Annotated in this window: 17 protein-coding genes; 15 read left to right on the forward strand and 2 right to left on the reverse strand. The window is 42.8% G+C overall.

All coding sequences use genetic code 11. From position 1 onward, the window contains the following. Window positions 1-38: 38 nt before the first annotated feature. The gene (locus WMO37_RS14215; RefSeq protein ID WP_349155339.1) at window positions 39-1,100 is read right to left on the reverse strand and encodes a glycosyltransferase family 2 protein; all 1,062 of its coding nucleotides are present in this window, start codon (window positions 1,098-1,100) and stop codon (window positions 39-41) included. 158 nt (window positions 1,101-1,258) lie between these two features. On the opposite strand from WMO37_RS14215, the gene WMO37_RS14220 reads away from it, so the two are divergent. The 15 genes from WMO37_RS14220 to WMO37_RS14290 all read left to right on the forward strand — a co-directional run bounded on the left by WMO37_RS14220 (window position 1,259) and on the right by WMO37_RS14290 (window position 24,823). Continuing rightward, window positions 1,259-2,950 carry an N-acetylmuramoyl-L-alanine amidase family protein gene (locus WMO37_RS14220; protein ID WP_349155340.1) on the forward strand — a complete coding sequence of 564 codons (1,692 nt, stop codon included), beginning with the start codon at window positions 1,259-1,261 and terminating at the stop codon, window positions 2,948-2,950. Further along, window positions 2,865-3,659, forward strand: coding sequence for a DUF8091 domain-containing protein (locus WMO37_RS14225; RefSeq protein WP_227089450.1), 795 nt, complete (start codon window positions 2,865-2,867; stop codon window positions 3,657-3,659). Before WMO37_RS14220 ends, WMO37_RS14225 begins: the two co-directional genes overlap by 86 nt. Further along, window positions 3,650-6,109: an ATP-dependent DNA helicase gene (locus WMO37_RS14230; protein ID WP_022431922.1), complete on the forward strand. Its 2,460-nt coding sequence runs from the start codon at window positions 3,650-3,652 to the stop codon at window positions 6,107-6,109. The genes WMO37_RS14225 and WMO37_RS14230 overlap by 10 nt, the downstream gene beginning before the upstream one ends. A 132-nt stretch (window positions 6,110-6,241) precedes the next feature. After that, window positions 6,242-7,219: a hypothetical protein gene (locus WMO37_RS14235; protein ID WP_349155341.1), complete on the forward strand. Its 978-nt coding sequence runs from the start codon at window positions 6,242-6,244 to the stop codon at window positions 7,217-7,219. 51 nt (window positions 7,220-7,270) lie between these two features. Then, entirely contained in the window at window positions 7,271-8,686 is a 1,416-nt protein-coding gene (locus WMO37_RS14240; RefSeq protein WP_349155342.1) for a flagellar assembly protein A, read from the forward strand. 15 nt (window positions 8,687-8,701) lie between these two features. After that, complete coding sequence (locus WMO37_RS14245; RefSeq protein ID WP_227089453.1) at window positions 8,702-9,637, forward strand: M14 family metallopeptidase; 936 nt, start codon at window positions 8,702-8,704, stop codon at window positions 9,635-9,637. Continuing rightward, complete coding sequence (locus WMO37_RS14250) at window positions 9,634-10,569, forward strand: M14 family metallopeptidase (RefSeq protein ID WP_022431918.1); 936 nt, start codon at window positions 9,634-9,636, stop codon at window positions 10,567-10,569. The genes WMO37_RS14245 and WMO37_RS14250 overlap by 4 nt, the downstream gene beginning before the upstream one ends. A gap of 105 nt (window positions 10,570-10,674) precedes the next feature. Further along, window positions 10,675-14,427, forward strand: coding sequence for a phosphoribosylformylglycinamidine synthase (locus WMO37_RS14255; RefSeq protein ID WP_349155343.1), 3,753 nt, complete (start codon window positions 10,675-10,677; stop codon window positions 14,425-14,427). 61 nt (window positions 14,428-14,488) lie between these two features. Continuing rightward, on the forward strand, window positions 14,489-14,626 hold the full coding sequence (locus tag WMO37_RS14260) for a hypothetical protein (RefSeq protein WP_349155344.1): 138 nt from the start codon (window positions 14,489-14,491) through the stop codon (window positions 14,624-14,626). Window positions 14,627-14,671: 45 nt separating this feature from the next. Next, complete coding sequence (locus WMO37_RS14265) at window positions 14,672-15,808, forward strand: Fic family protein (RefSeq protein WP_349155345.1); 1,137 nt, start codon at window positions 14,672-14,674, stop codon at window positions 15,806-15,808. A gap of 100 nt (window positions 15,809-15,908) precedes the next feature. Further along, entirely contained in the window at window positions 15,909-18,776 is a 2,868-nt protein-coding gene (locus WMO37_RS14270; protein WP_349155346.1) for an FtsX-like permease family protein, read from the forward strand. After that, window positions 18,755-19,567: a response regulator transcription factor gene (locus tag WMO37_RS14275; RefSeq protein ID WP_349155347.1), complete on the forward strand. Its 813-nt coding sequence runs from the start codon at window positions 18,755-18,757 to the stop codon at window positions 19,565-19,567. The genes WMO37_RS14270 and WMO37_RS14275 overlap by 22 nt, the downstream gene beginning before the upstream one ends. Next, entirely contained in the window at window positions 19,524-20,714 is a 1,191-nt protein-coding gene (locus WMO37_RS14280; RefSeq protein WP_349155348.1) for a sensor histidine kinase, read from the forward strand. The genes WMO37_RS14275 and WMO37_RS14280 overlap by 44 nt, the downstream gene beginning before the upstream one ends. A 22-nt stretch (window positions 20,715-20,736) precedes the next feature. Continuing rightward, a complete protein-coding gene (locus tag WMO37_RS14285; protein WP_349155349.1) occupies window positions 20,737-21,408 on the forward strand; it encodes an ABC transporter ATP-binding protein in 672 nt (223 codons plus the stop codon). A 151-nt stretch (window positions 21,409-21,559) separates the two neighbouring features. Continuing rightward, on the forward strand, window positions 21,560-24,823 hold the full coding sequence (locus tag WMO37_RS14290; protein WP_349155350.1) for an Ig-like domain-containing protein: 3,264 nt from the start codon (window positions 21,560-21,562) through the stop codon (window positions 24,821-24,823). Window positions 24,824-24,892: 69 nt separating this feature from the next. On the opposite strand, the gene asnB is transcribed toward WMO37_RS14290, so the two are convergent. After that, the gene (gene asnB / locus WMO37_RS14295) at window positions 24,893-26,734 is read right to left on the reverse strand and encodes an asparagine synthase (glutamine-hydrolyzing) (RefSeq protein WP_022433042.1); all 1,842 of its coding nucleotides are present in this window, start codon (window positions 26,732-26,734) and stop codon (window positions 24,893-24,895) included. Window positions 26,735-26,818: the final 84 nt, after the last annotated feature.

The raw sequence follows: 26,818 nt of genomic DNA on the forward strand, positions 1-26,818 counted from the left end.
TTACTGAATATATTACTGGAATATATATAATACAAATATTAGATTGCCGCCTGCCAGTGTTCTGCCTGCGCCTGATAATCCTCAGCCTGTGCTAAAAAAGCGGCAGAAAGTTCGGCATTTTTATTCTGTTTGGCTTGTGCGGCAAGCGTGCTGTAACATTTTGAAAGACAGGCAAGCGGCGCATCGCCGGACGAGTGGATGTCGATAATGCTCGGTGTTTCGGAAGCTGCGTTTAAATACCAAAGAACAGCTTCTTCATAATCCTTTAATCCGTAAAAATAGTGTCCGAGTTCCATGCAGATTTCCGCACACGGATTCTGTGCCATATCCTTTAAGCAGATTTTAAAGAATTCATTGTATGCGTTTGTCAGGCGGTAAATGCGCGCCAGCACGCAGGCAATGTTTTTGCGGCAGTCTTCGGGACGGTCTTCCTTTGCAAGCACATTTTCAAAAATTTCACGGACACTTAAAAAGTCTTCATCTGTTCCAGAAATAAAAAGTTCCTTGCAGAACATAATCACGACATAATTTTCAAGGCGCACACCGCGGCGGACAGCATCGGTAAATACACCGAAATCCCGTTTGGTATGGCTTTGTTCAGGCAGATGTAAAATCTTAATATCACTGTCAAATACAACCGGCTCTAATCGTACGGTTTCGTGAATCGGAGAAATCCATTCAAACGTACGCAGGCGCTTAAACAGCTTCGGGCGGTATTCTTCTTCAAAATTATAAACGGTGTTGTGCGATTTGCTGTTGACGTAAATCATCTGTACAATGTCAATTTCCGGAACAAGCACTTGTTTTAAATTTAAAAACTGGCGGCGGTTTTCCTCGTCTAAGACCTCGTCCGCATCGGCAGAAAAAATGTAGTCGCAGTTTGCTTTTGAAAAGGCAAAATTTCTTGCGGCGGCAAAATCGTTGTTCCATGGATAATCATAAATCAAATCCGTATATCCGGCGGCGATTTCTTTGGTGCGGTCGGTTGAACCGGTATCTACGATAACAATTTCATCGCAGACCGGACGGTACGAATCCAGACAGCGTTTTAATAACTTTTCTTCATTTTTAACAATCATGCAAAGACTGATTGAAATCATAACGTACTCCTATCTGCCAAACGGCGTATATTCCAAATCTTTTATTACTGTAAGTATGACATTTTTGTGGGAAGACTGTCAACGGGAAGTTTCACAATGGGGAAAAGTATGGTATACTGTTTTTAGTTTAGAATAAGTGGAAAGTGAGGCACAAAAGTATGAAAAAAAGAAAGGCAGCAGTGCTGGCGGCAGCTGCGTTTGCAATGACGGCGGCATTTTTTTTAAACGGCATCCAGAGGGCAGAAGCGGCAGACAATGTTGTAGTGATGTTAGATCCCGGACATGACAGTACACATACAGGGGCGGCAGCATATGGTTTAAAAGAGCAGCAATTAAATTTAAAAATCGGACTGGCGTGCCGTACAGAGCTTGAAAAATACGATGGCATAACCGTTTATATGACACATGATACCATTGCGTGTCCGTTTGAAGGCAGTACAACCAAACAGGACTTAATACAGCGGACAGAATATGCAGGAGAAGTCGGAGCGGACCTTTTTGTAAGTCTGCATAACAATTCGGGCGATGACAGCGGATATGAAATTTATTATCCCAATAATCACTATGTATCAGAATTTAATGATATAGGATATGCGGTATCTGAGCATATTGCGGGTTACCTGAGTGAAATGGGCATATACCGGAATGGATTGTATACAAGAGATAGTGATGGCGAAGAAGATGATGATACCAACTGGTATCCGGATGGAAGCCGCGCGGATTATTACAGTGTCATCAGAAATTCCAAGTACAACGGTGTACCGGGAATTATTGTAGAACATGCTTATCTTTCAGATGCGGGGGATACACATGTATTTTTGTCCAATGACAACATGCTGGTACGTATGGGACAGGCAGATGCCAGCGGAATTGCAGATTATTTCGGACTGCATAAGAAAAATGGTCTATGTACGGATAAATACGGTGACTGGCATTATTACGAAGACGGTGAAGTATCGGATTACACGGGAATGGCGGTCAATGAATATGGCTGGTGGTATGTTACAGACGGTGAAATAGATGATTCTTATACAGGTATTGCAGAAAATGAGTATGGCCGCTGGTATATGCAGGACGGTGTTGTAAACATGGATTATACCGGAATGCTTTGTGACGGAGCAGAATGGTACTATGTTCAGGGCGGTTATGTAAATGATGCCTATACGGGAATGGCATGTAACGAGTATGGCTGGTGGTACTTTGAAGACGGAAAGTTAAACTGGAATTACACGGGAATGGCGTTGAATGAATACGGCTGGTGGTATTTTGAGAATGGCGTATTAAACTGGGATTATACCGGAATGGTATGTAACGAATATGGCTGGTGGTACTATCAGAATGGCAACTTGAATCGTGAATATACGGGAATGGCGTTGAATGAATACGGCTGGTGGTATTTTGAAAATGGATTTTTAAACCTGAATTATACGGGAATGGCGTTGAATGAATACGGCTGGTGGTATTTTGAAAATGGCAATTTAAATGATGTCTATACGGGAATGGCGTTAAATGAATATGGCTGGTGGTACTTTGAAAACGGTCAACTGAATCGTGAATATACGGGAATGGCGCACAATGAATACGGCTGGTGGTATTTTGAAAATGGTCTGTTAAATGAGGAATATACCGGTATTGGCGCAAACAGTTACGGTGAATGGTATTATCAGCAGGGCAGAATCGGATATGACTTTAGCGGAAAAGTGAAATTTGATGATACAGAATATACCATTACAGAAGGTTATGTCGTAGAAAAAAGGATTGTAAATGAAACAGAAGCAGATACAGCAGATACAGTACATACAGCAGGAACGCTTCCAGCAGGCGAAGAAAGCAGTACTCTCGGCAAATAGGCATAATAAAGGGATTGGAACACTTTCTGAAAAGACAGTACATAGTGTACTGAAAAAATTTTTTGAGCCGGAAGAAGACAACCATGAAGTTGCGCTTGAGGGTTATTTTGCGGATATTTACAATGAAAACGGGGTTATTGAAATCCAGACAAGAAGCTTTGAGCGGCTTCGTGAAAAGCTGGCAGTCTTTTTGAACCACTATCCGGTAACAATTGTCTATCCGATGCCCTGCAACAAATGGGTGTTCTGGGTTGATGAACAGACAGGGGAGGTGAGTGAACCAAGAAAATCACCGCGCCACTACACGGTCTACGATGCTTTTACGGAGCTGTATAAAATCAAACAGTATCTGCATCACCCACAGCTGACGGTCAAACTGGTACTGATGGATATGCAGGAGTATAAGACGTTACAGCAGCGGATTCGTACCAAAAAAGGAATCCGCAGGCACGGCGAAAAAAAGGACAGAATCCCGATAGGCATACGGGAGATAGTGACAATTGAGCAGCTTGAAGACTATATGCAGTTTGTGCCGTATGAACTGGATGGCACGTTTACTTCAGCGGATTTTGCAAAAGCTGCCCATATTCCGGTGGATACGGCAAGGATAACGCTTAATATTTTAAAGGATACGCAGACGGTTACAAGAGTAGGAAAGCAGGGCAGGTCGTATCTTTACGAGGTGAAGGAAAACAATAGATGTATGTAATAAAGGACAACGTAATTAAACTTTCAGTCCGCGGACTGGTTGAATTTATTTGCCGCAGCGGTGATATTGATAACAGAACCGGCGGATTTTCAGATGTGCGTCTGATGCAGGAGGGTACGCGCATGCACAAAAAAATACAAAAAAGCATGGGCGCATCTTACAGGGCGGAAGTTCCGTTAAAAATTGAACTGCCGGAAACGGTGGAGAATATTGATTACATCATACGTCTGGAGGGCAGGGCGGACGGTATTATCAGTGATTTCCACGAAGAAGCGGACGGCAGTAAGACACCGGTTGGAAAGGTTATTATTGATGAGATTAAAACCATGCAGTCCGATGTGGAAAAGTTAGAACAGCCGGTGTCAGTACATGAAGCGCAGGCAAAGGTGTACGGCTATATTTATATGGTACAGAACCATCTTTCCGGTATCGGCGTACAGATGACCTATGCCAATCCTGAAACAGAAAAAATAAAGCGTTTTACAAAAGAATATTCAAAAGAAGAACTGACAGAATGGTTTGAAACGCTGATCAACAGCTTTAAACGGTGGTCAGATTTTGTCTTTTGCGAACGTGAAAAAAGGACGGCATCGATTAAGAAGCTGTCCTTTCCGTTTGAATACCGCAAAGGACAGAAAAAACTGGTAACAGGTGTTTATCACTGCATCGGGGAAGCAAGAAATCTTTTTATTCAGGCATCAACCGGTGTTGGAAAAACCATTTCCACTATTTATCCGGCAGTCTGTGCCATGGGACAGAGTAAGGCAGACAAAATCTTTTATCTGACCTCTAAGACGATTACAAGAACCGTTGCCGAAGAAACCTTTTCAATTCTGCGCAGGCAGGGGCTTTCTATGCGTACGGTGACACTGACGGCAAAAGATAAAATCTGCATTCTGGAGGAAAGAAACTGCAATCCTGTTAAATGCGAGAGGGCAGCAGGACATTTTGACAGGATTAACGATGCGGTCTATGACATGATCACACATGAAATGGTAATTGACCGTGAAAAAGTGATGGAATATGCAAAGAAACATTGTGTCTGTCCGTTTGAGATGTCGCTGGATATTTCATACTGGTGTGACGGCATTATCTGTGATTATAATTATGTTTTTGACCCAAATGTGGCACTCAAGCGCTACTTTGGCGAAGGAAACAGGGGCGAGTATATTTTTCTGGTGGACGAAGCACACAATCTGGTTGACAGGGCAAGGCAGATGTACAGTGCTATTCTTGTAAAAGAGGATTTTCTGACAATAAAAAAATATGTAAAAGATACAGACAGGGCATTGTATAACAGCCTTGAAAAGTGCAATGCCGGATTGTTGGAATATAAAAGAAAATGTGATACAATAGATGTGATTGATTATCTGGGAACTTTTCCTGCGGCACTGGAACGGTGTTATGTAAGATTACAGCATTTTCTGGAACATCATAAAAATCATCCGCAGCAGGAGGAAATTTTGCAGTTTTTCTTTACACTGCGGCATTTTCTGAATATGTATGACTGCATGGATGAAAAATATCTGATTTATACAAAGCATGATGAGAACAATCATTTTTATATGAAATTGTTCTGTGTAGACCCGTCAACGAATCTGTCGGAAAGACTGGCACAGGGAAGAAGTGCCGTGTTTTTTTCGGCGACGCTGCTTCCGGTCAATTATTTTAAAGAAATGCTGACTGCAGATACACAGGATTATGCAGTGTATGCACAGTCTTCGTTTGACAGTAAAAAGCGCAGAATTGTTATCGGAAAAGATGTCAGCAGCAGATATACAAGAAGGAATGCAGGGGAATACCGGAAAGTATGCCGCTACATTGCCGAAACGGTACAGGTGCATCCGGGACGGTATCTCGTATTTTTTCCATCATATGGATATTTGCAGCAGGTAAAAGAAAACTATGAACAGATGTATAAACCGGATGAAATCATCATGGGCGCAGAGGGCGGTACACCAAAGCTTACAGCAGAACAGAATCTGATTGTGCAGCTTCCGTCAATGAAAGAACAGGAAAAAGAAAATTTTCTGTCTTTATTTGAAAATGTGCAGGGAAGTGGAAGCCTTTTAGGATTTTGTGTAATGGGCGGCATATTTTCAGAAGGGATTGACTTAAAAAGAGAAAGTCTTATCGGAACGATTATTGTCGGTACGGGAATTCCGATGATATCAAAGGAAAGAAATCTGTTGCGGGATTACTTTGACGGATGTGGAAAGGATGGTTATGCGTATGCCTATATCTATCCCGGCATGAATAAGGTATTACAGTCGGCAGGGCGCGTTATCCGCACAGAGGAAGACTGTGGAGTGATTATTTTACTCGATGACAGATTCTTAACACCCGGATATGAAAAGCTGTATCCGAGGGAATGGAATGAGATTTATCCGGTAACAAAGCACAATTTTAAAAATATATTAGCAGATTTTTGGAAAAATTTAGTGCAATAAAGTTAAATGTATTGTATAATAATTAAAAGAATTAATGTAAGCTGTATATACAAGTGTGGCTCGTGAGTGAAAAATCCAACGCAATATTAGGAACGTCTGACAAAATAATTGGCAGTGAGTGGAGAATAGCATATGGAGAATAGTATTAAGAATCAATTAGAAGAAAGCAGAAAAGATGGTACTTTAAAGGAAACGCTTCAGGGGATGGGGTTTAACCGTCTGCAGTCCGTAGAGATTGCCAAAGGCTTGAACAATGAAGTGGATATTACAAAATATGCGGATAAAAAGTATGACGCAGCGCAGATGAAGTCTATCCGGCTGGCACTCGAAGAAGGCATGGATATCACACCGTTTGCAGATAACCGTTATAATTATATGCAGATGGAGGAAATTAAAGCGGTTATCAGGGAACATATGGATTTAGATGCGGTATGCAATCCGGCATATGATTATTCGGTCATGAAAGAGATCCGTTTATCGGAACGGATGAATTATGATATTACAAAATACGCAAAACGGGGATTTTCAGGAAATGTTCTTAGACAAATCCGCAAGGCAAGGGAAAAAGAGATTGATTTATCGTTCTTTGTCAATGAAGGATTTGATGAATATCAGCTGCGGGAAATCCGTCTTGGTATTGAACACTGTGTAGATATCACAAAATATCTGCTGCATGAATATACGGGGGACCAGATGAAGCAGCTGCGGCTTGGATTACAGGCCGGTCTTGATGTCAGCTGGTATTCGATGGTTGGATTTTCATCCGCCCAGATGGAACAGGTACGGCTGGGACTGGAAGCCGGAATTGATGTTTCAGGATATGCAGATCCGTTTATCGATGCACTGGAAATGGAAGATATGAGGTTAAAGCTTGAGGGCAAATCCGAAGGCAGCGGGCTGGATGAATTGCAGAGCCAGGAAGTCCTTTTGGGACTGGAAAGCGGTGTGAATGTTAATCTCTATGCAGATGCAGCATATGATTTTAAACAGATGGAGCAGATAAGACTTGGGCTGGAACATGGGATTGATGTGACAAAGCTGCTCAATCCGCTGATACCAAGTGATGTTATGATGAATATGAGGCTTGAGTCAGAAGCATTAAAAAAGTAGGATATTGATGAAATAGGATATGAGGCCTTTTGGGGCAGAATTGAGGTACATATGGGAACACCTGAACTTTTTGATGAAATGGGACAACTTAATAAAAAAGATATTCAGGTCATAATAGCCGATGACAATATGTCTGCGACCCTTTTTTTAAGTAAACCTGCAAAAGAGGAAGACCCCTATACATATGAAGAAGTGATGCGGGCTTTGTCTAATGCCGGCGTAAAGATGGGGTTGGATGATGCCAGGATTCATCATATGGTGGAGGAGCAGATTTATAATACGGCGGTAGTCGTTGCACAGGGGAAGATGGTGCAGGATGGCGCAGACGGTTACTATGAATTTGAATTTGAAACGGATTTGAAGGCAAAACCGTCTGTGCGTGAAGACGGCTCGGTTGACTATTATAATATGAAGCTGTATGAAAAGGTGAGTGAGGGTGATAAGCTTGCACAGTATTATCCGCCGACGAAAGGTGTGTTTGGATTTGATGTAAAGGGGAAACTTTTAGCACCGAAGGCGGGCAAACCAAAATCCAATCTGCGCGGCAAAGGATTTACCGTGTCAGAGGACGGTAATACCTATTATGCAGCCATTGACGGTAAAGTTGAATACTGTAACTATGATTTGCGTATCGTGAATGTATTGGACATCAGTGGTGACGTTGATTTGAATATTGGTAATATTGATTTTAATGGGGATGTCAATATCACCGGAAATGTTATTACCGGTGTAACAATCCGGGCAATGGGCAGCATCTATATCGGTGGCTATGTAGAGGGTGCGGTGATTAAGTCAAATAAAGATATCGTTTTAAATAAAGGCGTCAACGCCAATGGCATCGGACAGATTGAAGCCAAAGGGAGTATTTCGGCACGTTTTTTTGAGAATGCGATTGTTTATGCGGAAGGCGATGTCAATGCAGGCTATATTTTAAGCAGTAAGATTATGGCACTTGGCAAAGTCATTGTACAGGGAAGCAGAGGAACGATTCACGGCGGTGATGTAACAGGTGTTATGGGGATTGAAACCTCCAATGCCGGTAATGCATCTTATGCACCGACCAATTTAAGAATCGGAGCAACAAAGAAACTCCGTATGGATTATGCCAATATTATTGTACAGTTAAAGGATATTGATTCCCAGATTGAAATGTATGAGAGTGCATTGAAGAAACTGACGATGGTAAGGGATGTGAAACCTGAGGCATTTGACAGCGTTTCTTATACGAAAATCTGTCAGTCCAAGATTATAAAGAGTGCGGAGAAGGCTAAGTGTGAGCAGGAAAGCAAGCGGCTATACGATTTGATTAAAGAGTCCGGAAAAGCTGTTGTAAAGGTTGATTCCAAAATCTTTCCGGGAGCACGTATTTATATAGAAGCCAAGGTTTATGAACCGGCGGATACACTGGTACATGTTTTAGTCCGAAAGGTCAATGACAGTATCGTTGTAAGGGATTATGAAGAATAGTGGAGGAACAATCCGATGATAGAGGAAGTTGTATCGGTAGATTTGGCAGTTCATGAAAGACTGACGGTGAGAAAAAACAGACTTGCACCGAAACAGCTTACAGGAAATGAAAAGCGAATTTCCATTGTGACGGGTACGCATGGAGATGAACTGGATGGGCAGTATGTCTGCTATGAGATTGTGAAGCAGCTGAATGCGCATCCTGAGAAGTTGAAAGGAATTGTTGATATATATCCAGATGTGAATCCTCTTGGACTTGATACAGGTTCAAGAGGAATCCCTATGTTTGACCTTGATATGAACCGGGTCTTTCCGGGAGATAACAATGGTGCGATTACGGAATATCTGGCTGCCGGGATTATTGATGATATTATTGGAAGCGATATGTGTCTGGATATTCATTCCAGCAATATTTTTGTCAAAGAAGTGCCGCAGGTGCGTTTAAATGATGACAACGAGGAGAAGCTTTTGCCGTATGCAAAGCTGCTCAATGCGGATTTTGTCTGGATTTATTCATCTATTACAGTGTTGGAAGCAACACTTGCCTACAGCCTGAATAATATGGGTGTGCCGACTTTAGTGGTTGAAATGGGTGTGGGACACCGTATCAATAATGCATACTGCCATCAGCTGATAGACGGCATTTTTAATATGCTGATTCATATGGGAATATGGGAGGATGAAGCACCGCAGGTGAAACAGCCGATTATTTCTACCGAAGGAGAAGTCAGCATTATCAATGCTGCTCAGACCGGTGTGTTTGTTGCAGCAACAGACCATATGGGAGCAATTGAGATGGGAACGCATATCGGCGATATTATTGAGCCGATAGAAGGAAAGGTGATTCAGAGAATTGAGTCACCGACAAACGGAATTATATTTACCCTGCGGGAAAATCCGGTTGTATACAAAGGTGCGTTGATTGCCCGGGTATATGGAGGAAAAGCATGAAAAAAATTGAGTTATATAGATTAAAAGGTCTCTACCGGGAAGATTTTGTTGTAGAGGGCTACCGGTTCGGCGGAGAGGAGAATTCAGCCTGTATCGTCGGGGCGTTGCGGGGAAATGAAATGCAGCAGCTCTATATCTGTTCACAGCTGATTAAAGTTTTAAAAGAGCTGGAAGCACACGGGGCGATTACACATGGACACGGCATTCTGGTTGTGCCGACGGCAAACAGTTATTCCATGAATGTTGGCAAACGGTTCTGGGCAGTGGATAATATAGATATTAACAGAACCTTTCCGGGCGATCTGCGTGGAGATACCACAAAGCAGATTGCGGGAGAACTGTTTGAAAAGGTAAAAGGATACAGCTACGGTATCCAGTTTGCAAGCTTTTATATGCCGGGGGATTTTATCCCGCATGTGCGCATGATGGAAACCGGTTATCAGAATGCAAGCCTTGCGAATCTGTTCGGGTTACAGTATGTAGTTATCCGAAAGCCAAAGCCGATGGATACGGTAACACTAAATTATAACTGGCAGATGAACGGAACAAATGCATTTTCGATTTATACCAACAGCACTGATCTGGTGGATGACCGTTCAGCAAGGCAGGCTGTGTCATCGGTGCTTCGTTTTCTGACCCGCATGGGCATTTTAAAATATAACAACCATAGCGGCTATATTGCCAGTGTGATTAATGAATATGACCTGCTTCCGGTAAAAACATATGATGCCGGATTTTACAGGCATTTGAAAAATCCGGGAGACCCGGTATTTCACGGCGATCTGATTGCACAGGTAATTGATCCGTATGAGGGAGAAGTCAAAAGTGAAATCTATTCCCAGACGGACGGTATCGTATTTTTTGCGCATACGGCACCGATGGTTACGGGAAATGAGGTTGTATATAAGATTATACGAAGAATGCATGAGTAGTTATTGTTTAATTTTGACAGATATGCTACAATGATACTTATTTCAATAATACATTAAAGCGGGGCGCGGTAAAGTTTGCACCCGGCAGAATTTTAGGAGGAAAAGATGAGCGGCGTTAAAAGAGTTTTTGTTGAAAAGAAAAAACCATATGCTGTAAAAGCAAAAGAGCTTCATGATGAGATTGCAGGATATTTGGGAATTAAGACGATTTCACAGGTAAGGGTTTTAATCCGTTATGATATTGAGAATCTTTCAGAGGAAACTTATACACAGGCATTGACAACGGTATTTTCAGAACCACCGGTTGATGATGTATATGAAATGGAATTTCCGGCAGATGCTGATGATTTCGTATTTTCCGTAGAATATCTTCCGGGACAGTTTGACCAGAGAGCAGACTCCGCAGAGCAGTGTGTGCGTTTTTTCAATGAAAATGAAACACCGGTTATCAAAACAGCAGTTACATATGTATTGACGGGTGCGTTAACAGCTGATGAAAAAGAAAAGATTAAGGAACTCTGTATCAATCCGGTAGATTCAAGGGAAGCATCCAGTGAACTGCCAAAGACACTGGTGACAGAATTTAAAGTGCCGGCAGATGTAAAGATTTTTGACGGATTTAATGAAATGTCAGAAACTCAGTTAAAGGAATTATATGATTCTTTAGGACTTGCTATGACTTTTAAGGATTTTGCATTTATCCAGCAGTATTTTGCAGGAGAGGAAAAGAGAAATCCTTCCATGACGGAAATCCGGGTACTCGATACATACTGGTCTGACCACTGCCGTCATACGACATTTGCAACCGAATTAAAGAACGTTACATTTAAAGACGGTTATTACAAAGCACCAATGCAGGCAACTTATGAAAAGTATCTTGCAGACAGAGCCGTAATTTATAAAGACAGAAAAGATAAATTTGTCTGCTTAATGGACCTTGCCCTGATGGCAATGAAGAAGTTAAAGGCAGAAGGAAAGTTACAGGATCAGGAAGAATCTGATGAAATCAATGCGTGCAGTATTGTTGTGCCGGTTGAAATTGACGGAAAAACAGAAGAATGGCTTGTAAACTTCAAAAATGAAACACACAACCACCCGACAGAAATCGAACCGTTCGGTGGCGCGGCAACCTGCCTTGGCGGTGCAATCCGTGACCCGCTTTCAGGACGTACCTATGTTTATCAGGCAATGCGTGTAACCGGTGCAGCAGATCCGACCGTTCCGATTTCACAGACCTTAAAGGGCAAGCTTCCGCAGAGAAAGCTTGTAACAGGAGCTGCACAGGGCTACAGCTCTTACGGTAACCAGATCGGTCTTGCAACTGGTTATGTAAAGGAAATTTATCATCCGGATTATGTGGCAAAGAGAATGGAAATCGGTGCCGTTATGGCAGCAGCGCCAAGAAGTGCCGTAAAGAGAGAAACCTCTGATCCGGGCGATATTATTATTTTACTCGGCGGACGTACAGGACGTGACGGCTGCGGCGGTGCAACCGGTTCTTCAAAGGTGCATACAACAGAATCCATTGAAACCTGCGGTGCAGAAGTACAAAAGGGTAATGCACCGACAGAGCGTAAGATGCAGAGATTATTCAGAAGACCGGAAGTTACAAAGCTGATTAAGAAGTGTAACGATTTTGGTGCGGGCGGTGTATCCGTTGCAATCGGTGAACTTGCAGACGGTTTACGCGTATCCTTAGATAAAGTGCCAAAGAAATATGAAGGTCTTGACGGAACAGAACTTGCAATTTCCGAATCACAGGAGAGAATGGCGGTTGTCATTGATCCGGCAGATGTAGAAGCATTTTTAGCATATGCCGCAGAAGAAAACTTAGAAGCAGTAGAAGTTGCGGTTGTAACAAAAGAGCCTAGACTGGTGCTTGAGTGGAGAGGCAGGGAAATTGTCAACATTTCAAGAGCATTTCTGGATACCAACGGTGCACATCAGGAAACTTCTGTATTGGTTGACATTCCGGAGAAGGAAGACTGTGTCTTAAATGCAGGCAAGGTTGAAGATGTAAGAGGTAAGTGGTTAAAGGTTCTTTCAGACTTAAATGAGTGTTCACAGAAAGGTCTGGTAGAACGTTTCGATGGCTCTATCGGCGCCGGTTCGGTACTCATGCCTTACGGCGGTAAGTATCAGCTGACCGAAACACAGGCAATGGTTGCAAAACTCCCTGTATTAAAGGGTAAGTGCGATACTGTAACGATGATGGCATATGGATTTGATCCATATCTGTCAAAGTGGAGTCCATACCATGGTGCGGTTTATGCAGTTATTGATTCTGTTGCAAAGATTGTGGCAGCAGGCGGTGATTACAGCAAGATCCGTTTTACGTTCCAGGAATACTTCAGAAGAATGACAGAAGACCCGTCACGCTGGAGCCAGCCGTTTGCAGCACTGTTAGGTGCTTATGAAGCACAGTTAGGCTTCGGACTTCCGTCAATCGGCGGTAAGGACAGTATGTCAGGAACATTTGAAGATATTGATGTTCCACCGACACTCTGCTCATTTGCAGTTGATGTAGCAAAGGAAAGCGACATTATTACACCGGAATTAAAGACAGCAGGAAATGTATTGGTACGGTTTGATATTACAAAGAATGAATATGATTTACCGGATTTTGAACAGGTAAAGGCTTTATATGCGGCTGTTCATGAACTCATTGTAAAGAAAGCAGTGGTTTCTGCTTATGTATGCGATGCAAACGGTCTGATTCCTGCACTTTCAAAGATGGCATTCGGTAATATGAAAGGCTTTGCGTTAAATAATGATCTCAAGGAAGAACAGTTATTTGCACCGGCTTACGGCTGTATTGTGGCAGAAGTAGAAAAGAGCCGTTTATCAGAAATTACAGTACCGTATACAACGGTTGGTACAGTAACAGATGAAGCAAAGTTTACTTATAAAGAAGTGGCAATTAATGCAGAAGAAGCATTAAGCGTATGGAAAGAACCGCTTGAAAATGTATTCCCGACAAAGGTTTCAAAGGATGAAACACCGGTTGAAAGTAAGCTCTACAAGGCAGACAGTGTTTATGTATGCAAGAATAAAGTAGCAAAGCCGACTGTATTTATTCCGGTATTTCCGGGTACAAACTGCGAATACGACAGCACAAAGGCATTTGAACGTGCAGGCGCAGATGTCATCGTAAAGGTATTTAAGAACCTTTCTGCACAGGGAATCAGAGAATCTGTGGATGAATTTGAAAAGGCAATCAACCAGTCACAGATTATCATGTTCCCGGGAGGATTCTCCGCAGGTGATGAACCGGACGGTTCTGCGAAGTTCTTTGCAACGGCATTCCGTAACGCAAAGATGAAGGAAGCTGTTGAAAGACTGTTAAATGAAAGAGATGGTCTTGCACTGGGTATCTGTAACGGTTTCCAGGCATTAATCAAGCTGGGACTTGTGCCAAACGGCTCCATTACCGGACAGAACGACCAGTCACCGACACTGACATTTAACACCATCAACCGCCATATCTCAAAAATGGTTTACACAAAGGTTGTATCCAATAAGAGCCCATGGCTTGCAAAGGCTGAATTAGGCGGTGTATATACAAACCCTGCTTCACACGGCGAAGGTCGTTTTGTAGCACCGAAGGAATGGTTAGATAAGCTGTTTGAAAACGGACAGGTAGCAACACAGTACTGTGATCTGGCAGGAAATGTTTCTATGGACGAAGAATGGAATGTCAACGGTTCTTATATGGCGATTGAAGGTATTACAAGCCCTGACGGAAGATGCCTTGGTAAAATGGCACATTCCGAAAGACGCGGTGATTCCGTTGCAATCAATATCTACGGCGAACAGGATTTGAAGATATTTGAATCCGGCGTGGAATACTTTAAGTAAATTATTCAAAGGGCAAAGAAATTGCAGCCCGATAAAGCTGTAAATAACGAGAAACAAGACCTTGCAGGGTGGGAAAATACTCTGCGAGGTCTTTTTCTTTGGCTGGGTGTCTGACTTTGATGGCAAGGTTCAAATACTCGCACCTGTGATTGTGAAAGAACAGTATAGACAGGTGATTGCGCAGGCAGATAAGAAGTAACAGATGGCTATAAAATCAAGAATTTTATGAAGCGAGGTGGCAAAAATGGAAAAAGACCCATTTAAGGAATATTTGAGAGAATCAGAGCCAGACAAAGCTGGAAAAGGTTATGCTTGGAGTACTGCAATTGGACTTCAGGCTGTAGATGGACTCAAAACGTCAAAATATCTGATAGATACTGCTATTCAAAATATTGAAGGTAAAATTACAATGAAGGAAGCACAGGGCCTTATTGACAGCTATTATGAGGAACGTCCTGTTCATTTATCAGATGAGGAACGTACAGAAGAAGCAGATAAGGTTTCTTCTCGTATTGCAGAGATACTTTCCGAAAATGCATTTTCATTCTCTCCAAATGAGTATATTTCTATCCATCGTAAACTTTTTCAGGGAATATATAAGCACGCCGGAAAAATCAGAGATTACAACATCACGAAAAAAGAGTGGGTGCTTGACGGTGCAACTGTAATGTATGGCAGTGCTTCGGAACTTAGAGCAACTTTCGAGTACGACTTTTCTCAAGAAAAAGATTTTAGTTATAAAGGACTTTCAATAGATGAAATTATACATCATCTTGCAGTGTTTGTTTCAAGATTATGGCAAATTCATATTTTTGGAGAGGGCAATACAAGGACGACGGCAGTATTCTTTATCAAGTATCTCAGAACGCTTGGTTTCTCCGCAACCAATGATATTTTCGCAAAAAATGCGTGGTATTTTAGAAATGCACTGGTTCGTGCCAATTATACTAACCTGCAAAAAGGCATTCACGAAACTACGGAATATCTTGAAGTGTTCCTTAGAAATCTACTTATGAACGAGAATAACGAGCTTCATAACCGAGATTTGCATATAAGTGGACTTTTAAACGCTGAAAAAGTAGACATTGAAAGTAAAAAAGTAGACATTGGTAGTGGAAAAGTAGACATTCAAGATAAAAAAGTAGACATTGAAAGTGTACTTTCAGAAAAGGGAAAGGATTTCTCTATTAAGACAGCAGTTCATATCCGCAGAATGTTTGAAAAATTCGGATATGATGAAGTATTTGGCAGAAGTGCAGTTATAGAATTGCTGGATTTGAAAAATTCAAGTGCATCAAAATTTCTTTCAAATTTAGTGCAGGCGGATATTATTGAACCGGTATCTGGTCACGGAAAAGGAAGATATAAATTCAAAAACTGATTATTAACCGAAGGTAAAGAATTTTCTTTTTGTAAGGGAATTGTCACGTTCCTGTGATAAGATAAACATATAAAAACAGGGGAAGGGCAGGTGACGTGCAATGCAGATTCTTCAAAATGTGTTACACAGTCTGACAAAAAGAAAGAAACAGGCGGGAAAGGTAACGGTTACAGCGGCGGTTGCGGCAGTTTTCATAGCGGTTATCGTGGTAAGTGCAAATGGCATTTTAAGTTATCAGAAAGCAGTGACCAAGAAAACATTTGGCGGCTGGTTTATAATGGAAAACAGCAGTAACGGAACGCAGTCGGAGGAATTAAAGACACATCCGTATCTGGCAGGAAGCGGAAAAGCTGTGAATACGGCAGTATACAGTGTCTCCGAATTGTCGTCAACAGAGATAAAAATAGGTTATATGGACAGTATGGCGGCACAGCTGGCATCACTTACACTGTTGAAAGGAGCAATGCCGCAGAATAATGATGAAATTGCAGTAGAGCGGCATACATTGGAAACACTTGGATATTCTGAAGAATTGGGGCAGACAATAACTGTTTCCTATCCTGATAAAAACAATAAGACCAGTATTTTTGAGAAGCAGCTGACAGTCAGGGAATATACGCTGACAGGCGTACTGGAGGATTATGCGGCATACTGGGACAGCGGAAGTTATATGCCGGTCATGCTTGTTACGCAGATAGAGGCGGAAAACTATGCGCAGACGGAATCGGTTACAACGCTTTACGCACTTAATGAAGATATCCATACAGCGGATTACAGGCAGATATATCAGGGCATGTATAAGGCATCAACCGCAGATACAAAATTGATTTATAACAGTAAGACATATGACAGTCATGAAACGGATTTCGGGAAAATGAGTTTCTATGCGGGCTGTTTCGCACTGGCAGCGGGAATTTTTGTTACGGCGGCAGTTTTGTGGACATATCAGCGGGAGCGCAGAACAGCTTACCGGCAGTTTGAGAGAATGGGCATGACACGTTTTTGCCGGGCATGGTACCAGCTTACAGAACTGTGTGTGTTGATTGTACCGGCGGCGGTTGTCGGAACGGCAGCAGGCATTGGAATCGTGTGGCTGATTCTGTGGATTTTGTTACAGCGGCAGAATGCACAGGCACAGCTTACGCTGACTGCCTTTGGCAGTGTGGCGGCATGGACGGCGGTTTTTTGTGTGATAACGGCTTTGTGGGGACTGTATGCGGCGCAAAGAGTGGACAGGGAAAAGCAGAAAAAGAAGCTGTCCGTGTGGACAATGCGGTACGGACAGCATGTTATAAAAGCGGGATTTACGGGTATTGTTGTGCTTGCGGTGCTTGTCTGCACACAAAAAATGTCGGCGGTACAGAAAGCATACACCCATGAAAAAAGACAGCCGGATTTAATAATTACACCGGACGGTATTATCGATGAAGGAAATTCAGATACAGCAAGTGAAAGCAGCGGCACAACATCTTCCGAGACGGTACTGGACGGGGAGAAGGTAATGATGGATTACAAATATGATACGGGGAAAATGCGTGTAATTCATGGCCTGCCGCAGTCACTGACGGCATATATCGGACAGATGTCCGGAATTGACAAAACAGATACCGCATTGGTGCAGAACTGGATGGTTCTGTATTATAAGACTAAAAATGATACTGAATTTTATAAGCAGTACATCGAAGAAAACGGTCTGGAAAATTTTTTAAACAAGGGTGTTATGAAGTATGAAATGCCGGCATACAGCGGAACACGTACAATGACACATTTTGTTTTTAGTAAATTTAACGGAACGCGCAGTCTGGATTATTATGTGGCGGAAAACAGGGCAGTTTATGAGGAGCTGGAAGATTATATCGATGAAGAATACAGAGATTATGAAGCCTTTGAACGTGGAGAGCAGGCTGTACTGGTGATTCAGAAAGGGGCTGCCGGGGAATATGTGGACACCTGTAAGGCAGGTGATACACTATCGTCATCTTTGGACTACTTTTATTGGATGAATAATAACCACTCAAGTTATGCTGTATCGGAATTGTATCAGGAATACGCGGATTATATGCAGAAAATGCGTTTTTCAACAGCAGAGTTTGATGCGGCAGAAGAAATCCTGTCAGATATGGATGACAAGCAGGAAGATGAAATCAGACAGGAAATTCAGGAACTTCCGGAAACGTTACAGGAAAAAATTTTATATAGATACCGTGCCGGTAAAAATATATATAAATCAGAAAATCCGGTGACAGTGGCAGCAGTTGTCTATCTGGATGAAGAAAATGAAACGGCATTTTATGAGAAGTTTCCTATATTAAAGGAAATGAATGCACAGGAATACTGGATTATGCCGGAAAGTGTCGTTTATAATCGTTATCAGTTGTCTGCTAAAAGAATGTGTACGGTCATGGAAAAAGAATATGACCCGGAGCAGTATCGGGATTTAGGTCAGAATGTGATGACGGTATCCTACGGATTATCGGCATTGTATCAGGCAACAGATGAGGTGTTAAGAGCATATCTGGATTCCTACGGCTATTCTTATGCGAGCCATTTTGAAGAAAACAACGTGTACAGGATACAATATCTCAATCAATTGTTTTTCTATGGTATTACAATCGCCGGGATTCTTTTACTGTATGGATTGATTCTGGTGGTATGGAGTCTGTTTTATCTGCAGGAGCAGAAAAAGAGGATACGTCTTTTAATGGAACTTGGAATGGAGCGGAGTGCCATTTATACAGATGAAATGCAAAACTGTAGTCTGGCAACGGTGCCGGGGGCCGTCATGGCAGGCATTTTGTTTTATGCAGCAGGGACAGTGCAGGGCGGACCGGCGCTTGGAAGCTTACAGACCGCGGGAATTGCTGCGGCAGTTGCCGGTACAGGATTGTTGCTAACGGCGCTGATTTATGTCAGAATAGGGAAAAGCAGTCAGACAGGAGCAGATAAATGGAACAGGATACAAAAATAAAAATACTTGTCGTAGAAGATGACATTTCATTAAAGGATAGTCTGGTACGGCTGTTACAGAACAGGGATTTTTTGGTACAGGCAGTTGAAAATAAACAGCAGGCGGTGGAGCAGATAAAGAGCGGGCAGCAGTATGACATTTATCTGCTGGATGTGTGGCTGCCGGACGGCAATGGGTTTGATATCTGTCATGAAATCCGGAAAATTTCACAGGCGATTGTGATGTTTCTGACTTCATGTGATGACGAGGAAAGTATCACAAAGGGACTGGATATCGGCGGAGATGATTATATTACAAAGCCGTTTCGTGTCGCGGAGCTGATTTCAAGGATTCATGCAAACCTGCGCAGGCTGACAGTACAGGTTATACCGGAAGTATCAAAAATATCCGCAGCGGATTTGTCCACGCTGCCGCAGGGATACAACCGGCGGAAAATTTTAGCCAGCGGCGATATCAGGGCGGATTTTGAAAGAGCGGAAATATTTAAGGACGGACAGCTGTTAAAGCTGACACCGTTAGAAGCACAGCTGTTAGAAATTTTTTTAAGAAATCCCGAAATTATTATTAAAAGAGGACAGTTCTTAGAAAAGCTGTGGGACGGACACGGAAACTTTGTAGAAGATAATACACTAACTGTTTCGGTGAGCCGGTTAAAAAATAAACTGGGCATGTATACAGAGGGAAAACAGCAATATATAGAAACAATCCGGGGATATGGCTACCGGTGGAATTTGAGGTGTGTAATCAGTGAAGAAGAAAGCGGCGGGACGGACGAAAAATCAATTTGGTAAAAATGAAGTCAGAAAGCGTGCGGCAGTCATGAATCTGACATGGCTTGTAGTATGGCTTTTAAGCTTTGCGGGAATGGCGGTGTTTTATGAATTAAAATGTCAGGCGGTGATTGGCGCGGTCTATCAAAGCAATCCGTCCGCGGGCATATTAGTCACCAATCATATGTTTATGGCAAAGATAAATTATGAAAATCTCATTTCTGCGGCATCGGCGGTTTATGAAAGCGGTTACACGGAACAGGGAATTTTGTGGCTGACATGGTATGCGGGCGGAAAGGGGTTTCTGCTTGCAGGTATTGTTATACTGGCTGTTATGGGGCTTCTTTCATGGCGGTATGTAAAAAAGATTGGCGGCAGTGACGTTTATGCGCTGTTGGAAAGTGATAAAGTGCAGATAAAAAAATGCCGTGAGGAATTGGAAGCAGCACTGCGGTATACCAAAAGAAAAGAAGAACAAGTACAGAAATTCACAGAAAATATCGCACACCAGATTAAGACACCGCTTGCGGGATTAAGTCTGTTACTTGATGTTATCCGGGAAGAAATTCCGCAGGAACAGACGATACAAAATGACATTGTGCAGTGCTTTTTACATGTGGAAAGAATCAAGGAATTTATCCGTCAGTTACTTACAATCAGCCGCATTGAAGCCGGAAAGGTGCGTTTTATAAAAGAGCCGGTCAGCATTTCAGGTCTGTTTGAAAATGTCAGACAGGCAGTACAGACAGACTGTAAACTGACCTTTGACTGTGAGGATAAGGACGCACAGATTTATGCAGACGGACAGTGGATTACGGAAGCATTGATTAATCTTGTGGAAAATGCCTGCCGTGCGGCACGGGCAGCACAACAGATGCAAGAACAGCCGGAGGTAAAAATAGTTGCCGTGGTGCATGCGGATAAGTGTGTTATTAAGGTAGTGGATAACGGAAACGGATTTGCGGACGGCGACACGACACATTTATTTGACAGGTTTGAAACGCAGGGAGATTACGCATCGTTTCAGACAGGTATCGGCTTGAATCTTTCCAGGCTTGTGGTTGAAGCACACAGCGGGACGATACAGGCATATAACAGACAAGACGGGCAGGGCGCGGTTTTCAGGGTGGTACTGCCGCAGTTTGCATTAAAGCAGGGTAAAATCTAGTACCTGCGGAAAAGAGGAAATTATGGGAGAAATTTTACGGGCAGAAAATATTTCAAAGACCTATCAGGCGGGGCGTGTTGTCGTAAAGGCACTAAACCGGTGCAGTTTTTCGGTAGAGCGTGGAGAATTTGTGGCGGTTGTCGGAAGAAGCGGTTCAGGAAAGTCTACCTTGCTTCGGATACTGGCGAGTTTTGATAAACCGGATGAAGGAAAGGTTTATGTGGAAGGTGAAGAAATTTCGGGGCTGAAGGGGAAAAAGCTGGCACAGTTCCGGCAGGAAAAAATCGGGTTTATTTATCAGGACTACAGTCTTTTTCCGGAATATACGGCATATGAAAATGTACTGCTTCCGCTAAAGATTGCACACCAGGCGGTGGATAAGGAGCAGCTGGAGCGGCTCTTTGAAGAACTGGGAATTACGGACTGCAGGGAGCGGTATCCCGATGAAATGTCCGGCGGACAAAAACAGCGTGTGGCAATTGCAAGGGCGCTGGTTACAAGACCGGCGGTGCTTTTTGCCGATGAACCGACCGGAAATTTAGATGCAGAAAATGCAGAAAGCGTGGCGGCGATTTTATCAAGAGCGTCTATGCGGTACGGACAGACGATTGTCATGGTTACGCATGACAGGCAGATGGCAGATTATGCCGACAGAATACTTTCTATGGAAAATATTGTGGCGTGCATGAAATGATTGCATTTGACGGTATGGGTGTGTATAATGAAAATGTACAGCAATATATAGTAAATAATGGATATGCTATAAATGCATAGGCAGTTGTTAAGAATCATTTGTAGATTTTTTACTTTTGCGGAAGAAAACAAGGATGTAAGGAGGACAAGCGATGAGAGGTCATATGAAAAAATGTATCAGAAAAGCCGCCGCTGCGGTATTAAGTGCAGCACTTCTGGTTACATCGGAAAGTCCCGCATTTGCACAAAACATACAGCAGACCGCGGTACCGGCAGATGTAATAACAGAGCAAAGCAGGCTGGAAGACGGCATTGCACAGACAGGTTATATTTCGGACAGCTTTTCTGAAAAAAGGCAGGAAGTACAAAAAGAGGATACAGAAGGACTGTTAAAATCAGCAGCAGAACAATTACCGGGACAATACCGGACGCAGCAGCTGCCGGCGGTCAGAAATCAGGGAGGTTATGGAACATGCTGGGCATTTTCAACGATTGCATGCATGGAAATCAATCTGATGAAAAAAGGTTACGGGGAAACGGATTTGTCGGAATTGCAACTGATTTATTTTGCAACGCATTCTGTGAAGGATAAGCTGGGCGGACTGACAGGTGATGATTACGTGTATACGGATACAGATATAAATTATCTGATGCGTGGCGGAAATTATGAGATGGCGGTTAATACGCTGTCAGACTGGCTTTCAGCGGCACGTGAGGAAAGCGCACCGTATGAAACGGCAGCCGATGTACTGGATACAGGACTTTCGGATGAACTTGCTTATGCAGATGTGGCGCATTTACAGAATTATAGAAGTTATAATTTGCAGAATATGGAAGATGTAAAACAGGCTGTGATGGATTATGGTGCAGTCGGAATCAGTTATTATGCATATACATATTCAGGGTTTGCCAGCAATCAGTATTATAATGCAGATACAGCTGGATATTATTGTTATGACGAACAGACAACCAACCATGCAGTCACTGTTGTAGGCTGGGATGATGATTATCCGGCACAGAATTTCCCGACAGCACCGGAGGGAAATGGAGCATGGATAGTCCGTAACAGCTGGGGAAGTGATTTTGGCGAGGACGGATATTTTTATATTTCATATTATGATCAAAGTCTTTCCGGTTCAGCAGTGGCATTTGAAGCAGAACCTGCGGATAATTATGATAATAATTATCAATATGACGGAAGTGCATTTGCAATGATGACAGGAAAGCAGCAGTTTAAGGCGGCAAATGTATTTACCGCAAAAGCCAATGAGAATGGCACAGAGCAGATTGCGGCAGCATCTTTTGAGGTTATGGCAAAACAGATGGATTATACCGTCAGTATTTACACTGGTCTTACAGATGTGGACAATCCTGAAAGCGGCGAGTTAAAAGCACAAAAAAGCGGCTCTTTTTCAAGCGGCGACAAGGATAATCTTTTAAAGACGGTTGCGTTTGACGAACCGGTAACAGTAAATCAGGGAGAGATATTTTCAGTAGTAGCAGCATTTGCCGGTTCGGGCGGTCAGTCAGTTATGCTTTATTATGACTGTGCCAGAACATTAAACGGAATACAGGCCAATTGTGCTGCACAGCCGCATCAGAGTTATATTTATCTGAATGAATATTATGGCTGGAGCGACTATGGAAATACTAATAATACAAACTTCAGAATTAAGGCATTTACAAATAACGTTGCAGAACCGGACACAGCAGTAACGGCGGTGAAGTTAAATAAGCATGCATTGGAACTGAACTGGCAGCAGAGTGAGCAGCTTACGGCAGAGGTGCTGCCTGAAAATGCTGCCAATAAAAATGTAATTTGGACATCTTCGGACAGTGGTGTGGCAGAAGTGTCACAGGAAGGTGTGGTTACAGCCAAAGGTGCCGGAAGTGCGGTGATTACAGTTGAAACAGAAGACGGAAAAATGCAGGACAGCTGTACGGTTACAGTAAAGAAACCGATTACAGATATAAAGATTACAGGAACAGGAGAACTTAAAGCCGGAGATAAAGCGGCATTATCGGTGGTCATTCTTCCGCAGGATACAACAGATGATACAACTGTTGTGTGGACAAGCTCGGATACCAATATTGCAGCAGTTGATCAAAACGGTCTTGTCACGGCACTTTCAAAAGGAACGGTTACAATTACCGCAAAAGCAGGAACACATACGGCAGAGCATACACTTGTAATAACGCAGGCAGCGCCAAAGCCGACGGAAAGTACAACGGAAGCTACAACAGAAGTGACAAAGCCGACGCAGAAGCCAACGGAAAGTACGACGGAAGCCACGACAGAAGCGCCAAAGCCGACACCAAAGCCAACGGAAAGTACAACGGAAGCTACGACAGAAGCGCCAAAACCGACACCAAAGCCAACGGAAAGTACGACGGAAGCGCCAAAGCCGACACAGAAGCCGACGGAAGCCACAACAGAAGCAACAAAACCAACAGAAAGTACGACAGAGGTGACAAAGCCATCTGAACAGCCGACGGAAACGCCAACGCAGAAACCGGACACAGAACCGACAAAGCCTGACACAGAGGAAAAAGTTGTCTATGAAATGCGTCAGGATGCAGAGGGGGTATGGCACTATTATGCAAATGATGTGATTGCTGCAGACTATTGCGGCATGGCGTGCAATGAGTACGGCTGGTGGTACATTCAGAATGGTGATGTTAATTTTACATACACAGGTATGGCGTGTAACGAATACGGCTGGTGGTATTTTAATAACGGGCAGCTGGATCTGACATTTTACGGACTTGCGAATAATGAATATGGAACATGGTTCTATACAAACGGACAGTTAAACTTCGGATTTACGGGAATGCTGATACCGGATGACAGATGGCTCTATGTCCGGAATGGACAGGTGCTGACAGATTATACGGGAATGGCAGTGAATGAATACGGTTGGTGGTATTTTAAAGACGGACAGCTGGATTTTAATTATACGGGTATGGCATGCAATGAGTATGGCTGGTGGTATTTTAATAACGGGCAGCTGAATCTGACATTTAATGGACTTGCGGATAATGAATATGGAACATGGTTCTATACAAACGGACAGTTAAACTTCGGATTTACGGGAATGCTGATACCGGATGACAGATGGCTCTATGTCCGGAATGGGCAGGTGCTGACAGATTATACGGGAATGGCAGTGAATGATTACGGCTGGTGGTACTTTAAAGATGGCGCAATTGATTTTGTATATACAGGAATGGCAGTAAACGAGTATGGCTGGTGGTATTTTAACAATGGTGTAATTGATTTTGCATACACCGGAATTGGCAGCAACGAGTACGGTCAGTGGTACTTTAACAGAGGAACGATTGATTTTGGTTATAGCGGTACATTTTTTGCAGATGGACGGCAGTACACCATAAGAAACGGACTTGTAATATCATAAAGCTAAAAGGGCGGGTGAAAAAACTTTCGTTTTTCACCCGCCCTTTCCTGTGCGTCTTGCAGCGCACGTTTATGCGGCCTGCTTTGTATCTCCGAAGAAGTCTTCATACCATACAAGGAACATATAAACTGTCCAAATCTTTCTTGAATTGTCAGCTTTGCCCTCCTTATGTTCATCAAGATACTGCATTAAAACATCGGTATTAAAATACTTGTTGGCAGCTTCACTGTGGAACGCTTTTTTAATTACGTTATAATACTTTTCATCACGCAGCCAGATACGGATTGGTACCGGGAAGCCAAGTTTTTTCTTTTCTGCGACCATATCCGGCAGATAGCGGTGCGCAGCCATACGCATTGCATACTTTGTATTCTGCTTATTGACTTTATACTTTGTCGGGATATGTCGTGCAACATCAAAAACTTCCCTGTCAAGGAATGGAACACGGACCTCTAAGGAGTGTGCCATACTCATCTTGTCGGCTTTTAATAAAATATCGCCAATCAGCCAGAAGTTAATATCAATGTACTGCATTTTTGTGACATCATCCTGATTTTTAACCTTATCGTAAAACGGTTTTGTCAGCTCCGTATGATTGTACTTTCCGGTTGGATTTTTTAAAACGCGGCTGCGTTCCTTTTCGTTAAACATAAATGCATTTCCGATAAAACGTTCTTCCACCGGTTTGCTTGCACGAATCAGGAAATTCTTTCCCTTAAAACGGAACGGCAGTGCAGAAGCACAGGAAGCCAGTCCTTTTCGTAAAACATAAGGAAGTTTCTGGAAGCCTGCAAGGTCATGCGGTTCTCTGTAAATATTATAGCCGCCGAAAAATTCATCGGCACCTTCGCCGGAGAGTGCAACCTTTACGTGCTTAGAAGCCGTCTGGCTTACAAAGTAGAGGGCAATCGCAGCCGGGTCTGCCAAAGGCTCGTCCATATGGTACTGGATTTTTGGAATCGCAGCCCAGTATTCTTCACTGGAAACCAGCTTGGAATAATTGTCAATTTTAATTTTTTCGGAAAGTGCCTTTGCGTAGTCAATTTCATTATATTTTTCATAGTCAAAGCCAACCGTGAAAGTCTTATCCCCGTTAAAAGTTGCGGCAACATAGCTGGAATCCACACCGCTTGAAAGGAAAGAGCCGACCTCAACATCACTGATTTTGTGGTGTTCCACGGAATCGTGCATTGCATTGTCGATACGCTCAACCCAGTCATCTAAAGAAACGGACTCATCTGCTTCAAAAACAGGTTCCCAGTAACGCTTAATGTTTAACTCACCGTTATGGAATGTTAAGCAGTGGGACGGCATCAGCTTATAAATGCCCTTGAAAAATGTTTCTTCCAGTACGGAATACTGGAAAGTCAGGTAATTTTCCAGTGCAGTTTCATTGACTGCTTTTTTGTAGCCCGGATATTCCAGAATACTTTTAATTTCAGAAGCATACACCAGATTTCCGTCAACAACGGCATAGTAAAACGGCTTAATGCCAAAGAAATCCCTTGCCGCAAAAATCGTTTCCTTTTCACTGTCCCAAATTACAAAGGCAAACATACCTCTTAACTTGGAAAGCATATCTTCGCCGTATTCTTCATAAGCGTGAATCAATACTTCTGTATCGGAATTATTGGCAAAGGTATGTCCCTTTTCGATTAAATCTTTTCTTAAATCCTGATGGTTGTAAATTTCGCCATTAAATGTAATGACAATTTTTCTATCTTCATTATACATCGGCTGGCTGCCGTTATCGAGGTCGATAATAGAAAGACGTCGAAAGCCCATATACGCTTTCCCGTCAATATGCTGTCCGGCACTGTCCGGACCGCGGTGAATAATTTTATTCATCATATTTGTGAGAACTTCTTCACCGTTTTCAAGATACCCGGTGAACCCTGCAAATCCACACATATTCATTCCTCCTTGTTTTGCGAAGCAAAATGCGACTGCCCTAAGCAGGAGCAGAGGAATTTGCCTCCTTGTTTTGCGAAGCAA

The sequence above is a fragment of the Lachnospira intestinalis genome, assembly GCF_040095895.1.
Classification (GTDB): domain Bacteria; phylum Bacillota; class Clostridia; order Lachnospirales; family Lachnospiraceae; genus Lachnospira; species Lachnospira intestinalis.

Excerpts from the sequence above, each read along its gene's own strand:
- WMO37_RS14290 (WP_349155350.1), top strand. The coding sequence starts at position 21,560 with ATGAGAGGTCATATGAAAAAATGTATCAGAAAAGCCGCCGCTGCGGTA.
- WMO37_RS14275 (WP_349155347.1), top strand. The coding sequence starts at position 18,755 with ATGGAACAGGATACAAAAATAAAAATACTTGTCGTAGAAGATGACATT.
- asnB (WP_022433042.1), bottom strand. The coding sequence starts at position 26,734 with ATGTGTGGATTTGCAGGGTTCACCGGGTATCTTGAAAACGGTGAAGAA.
- WMO37_RS14270 (WP_349155346.1), top strand. The coding sequence starts at position 15,909 with ATGCAGATTCTTCAAAATGTGTTACACAGTCTGACAAAAAGAAAGAAA.
- WMO37_RS14225 (WP_227089450.1), top strand. The coding sequence starts at position 2,865 with ATGAAACAGAAGCAGATACAGCAGATACAGTACATACAGCAGGAACGC.
- WMO37_RS14235 (WP_349155341.1), top strand. The coding sequence starts at position 6,242 with ATGGAGAATAGTATTAAGAATCAATTAGAAGAAAGCAGAAAAGATGGT.
- WMO37_RS14215 (WP_349155339.1), bottom strand. The coding sequence starts at position 1,100 with ATGATTTCAATCAGTCTTTGCATGATTGTTAAAAATGAAGAAAAGTTA.
- WMO37_RS14285 (WP_349155349.1), top strand. The coding sequence starts at position 20,737 with ATGGGAGAAATTTTACGGGCAGAAAATATTTCAAAGACCTATCAGGCG.
- WMO37_RS14250 (WP_022431918.1), top strand. The coding sequence starts at position 9,634 with ATGAAAAAAATTGAGTTATATAGATTAAAAGGTCTCTACCGGGAAGAT.
- WMO37_RS14230 (WP_022431922.1), top strand. The coding sequence starts at position 3,650 with ATGTATGTAATAAAGGACAACGTAATTAAACTTTCAGTCCGCGGACTG.
- WMO37_RS14255 (WP_349155343.1), top strand. The coding sequence starts at position 10,675 with ATGAGCGGCGTTAAAAGAGTTTTTGTTGAAAAGAAAAAACCATATGCT.
- WMO37_RS14240 (WP_349155342.1), top strand. The coding sequence starts at position 7,271 with ATGGGAACACCTGAACTTTTTGATGAAATGGGACAACTTAATAAAAAA.
- WMO37_RS14220 (WP_349155340.1), top strand. The coding sequence starts at position 1,259 with ATGAAAAAAAGAAAGGCAGCAGTGCTGGCGGCAGCTGCGTTTGCAATG.
- WMO37_RS14245 (WP_227089453.1), top strand. The coding sequence starts at position 8,702 with ATGATAGAGGAAGTTGTATCGGTAGATTTGGCAGTTCATGAAAGACTG.
- WMO37_RS14265 (WP_349155345.1), top strand. The coding sequence starts at position 14,672 with ATGGAAAAAGACCCATTTAAGGAATATTTGAGAGAATCAGAGCCAGAC.